The organism is Streptomyces recifensis (genome assembly GCF_002154615.1).
GTDB classification, from domain to species: domain Bacteria; phylum Actinomycetota; class Actinomycetes; order Streptomycetales; family Streptomycetaceae; genus Streptomyces; species Streptomyces griseoluteus.
Genome location: NZ_MUNH01000834.1, coordinates 1 through 2,105, shown reverse-complemented (window position 1 = coordinate 2,105; position 2,105 = coordinate 1). Strand labels below are relative to the sequence as shown.

Annotated in this window: 2 protein-coding genes; one reads left to right on the top strand and one right to left on the bottom strand. The window is 69.5% G+C overall.

Annotated elements, in window-relative coordinates:
• The first annotated feature begins 385 nt into the window (after positions 1-385).
• A complete protein-coding gene (locus tag CCN33_RS30140; RefSeq protein ID WP_086696472.1) occupies positions 386-1,579 on the top strand; it encodes an RtcB family protein in 1,194 nt (397 codons plus the stop codon).
• 6 nt (positions 1,580-1,585) lie between these two features.
• Here the strand turns inward: CCN33_RS30140 and CCN33_RS30135 are convergent.
• A partial coding sequence (locus tag CCN33_RS30135; RefSeq protein WP_107484028.1) for an SDR family NAD(P)-dependent oxidoreductase occupies positions 1,586-2,105 on the bottom strand: 520 nt, incomplete at its 5' end.

Genomic DNA, 2,105 nt, shown 5'->3' with positions numbered 1-2,105 from the left:
GAGGCGGCGTCACCGGGGTTGGCGTCGTCGGTGGGCGTGCCGCCGCCGGAGCCCGAGCTGCAGCCTGCCAGCAGGGCCGCGAGGAGGGCGGCGGTGCCGGTGATGTACGCCTTCCGCTGCACGGTCGGGCTCCTTAGGACGGTGTGCGACCCGACGGCGGTGCCCGGTCGATGCTCCAGTGTCCCCGCTGGTTAATCGCTTGCCGCGGCGGGGCGCCTGCTGGACACAATGTGTATCGCACGCACCGCCGTGGTCGCCGGTCCCCTGTCCCATTTCACCGGCCCTGGCGCCGCTTTTGCGTTCTGCCGGTCCGGGTGACTTCCGTGAGCAATGACCCTTGCCCGGCGTATGAGTTGTCATGTCACCTTTGGGGGATTGATCGGTTATGTCGTACGTGGAGATACCGGGCGCCCGCGTCCCGGTGCGGATGTGGACCGACCCGGCCACCGTGGAGGACGGCGCGCTGCGCCAGCTCCAGAACGTGGCCACGCTGCCCTGGATCGAGGGGCTCGCCGTGATGCCGGACGTGCACTACGGCAAGGGCGCGACGGTCGGCTCGGTCATCGCCATGCGCGACGCGGTCTGCCCGGCCGCGGTGGGCGTCGACATCGGCTGCGGCATGTCCGCGGTCAGGACCTCCCTCACGGCCAACGACCTCCCCGGCGACCTCACCCGCCTCCGCTCCCGCATCGAACAGGCCGTCCCGGTCGGCCGCGGCATGCACACCACCGCCCTCGACCCCTCCCGCTTCCACGCCCTCCCCACCACGGGCTGGGACACCTTCTGGTCCCGCTTCGACACGGTGGCCCAGCCGGTCCACTTCCGCCGTGAGCGGGCGGCTTTGCAGATGGGGACGCTGGGCAGCGGCAACCACCTGATCGAGTGCTGCCTGGACACCGAGGGCGCGGTCTGGCTCATGCTGCACTCCGGCTCCCGCAACATCGGCAAGGAACTGGCCGAGCACCACATCGGAGTCGCCCAGAGGCTCCCGCACAACCAGGGGCTGGTCGACCGCGACCTCGCGGTGTTCGTGTCGGACACCCCGCAGATGGCCGCGTACCGGAACGACCTCTACTGGGCGCAGGAGTACGCCAAGTTCAACCGCACCCTCATGATGGCGCTCCTGAAGGACGTCATCCGCAAGGAGTTCAAGAAGGCGAAGCCGTCCTTCGAGCCGGAGATCTCCTGCCACCACAACTACGTGGCCGAGGAGCGGTACGACGGCAAGGACCTGCTCGTGACCCGCAAGGGCGCGATCCGGGCCGGCTCCGGAGAGTTCGGGATCATTCCGGGATCGATGGGAACCAGTTCGTACGTCGTGAAGGGACTTGGGAACGAGAAGTCCTTCAACTCGGCCTCGCACGGCGCCGGCCGGCGGATGAGCCGGTCCGCCGCCAAGCGCCGGTTCACTGTGCGGGACCTGGAGGCCCAGACGCGAGGCGTCGAGTGCCGAAAGGACGCGGGCGTCCTGGACGAGATCCCGGCCGCCTACAAGGACATCGACCAGGTGATGGCCCAGCAGACGGACCTCGTCGAGGTCGTCGCCAAGCTGAAGCAGTTCGTCTGCGTGAAGGGCTGAGGGTCCTCACAGTTCCCGGTGGACCTTCGTGTTGCTGGCCTGGGCTCGGGGGCGGAGGACCATCAGGTCGATGTTGACGTGGCTGGGGCGGGTCACGGCCCAGGTGATGGAGTCGGCCACGTCGTCGGCGGTGAGGGGGGCCGCCACGCCCTCGTAGACCTTGGCGGCCTTCTCCGTGTCGCCGGCGAAGCGGGTGAGGGCGAACTCGTCGGTCTTGACCATGCCGGGGGCGATCTCGAGGACGCGGACCGGCTTGCCGACGATCTCCAGGCGAAGGGTCTCGGCGAGGACGTGCTCGGCGTGCTTGGCGGCGACGTAACCCGCGCCGCCCTCGTAGGTGGAGAGGCCGGCGGTGGAGGAGACGACGACCACCGTGCCGTCGCCGCTCGCCTCCAGCTTGGGCAGCAGGGCCTGGGTGAGGTTGAGGGTGCCGAGGACGTTCGTCTCGTACATCGTGCGCCAGTGCTCCGGGTCGGCACTGGCCACCGGGTCCGCGCCGAGCGCGCCGCCCGCGTTGTTGACCAGG

Bases quoted from the DNA above. Each gene is read 5' to 3' on its own strand.
- CCN33_RS30140 (WP_086696472.1), top strand. From the start codon at position 386: ATGTCGTACGTGGAGATACCGGGCGCCCGCGTCCCGGTGCGGATGTGG.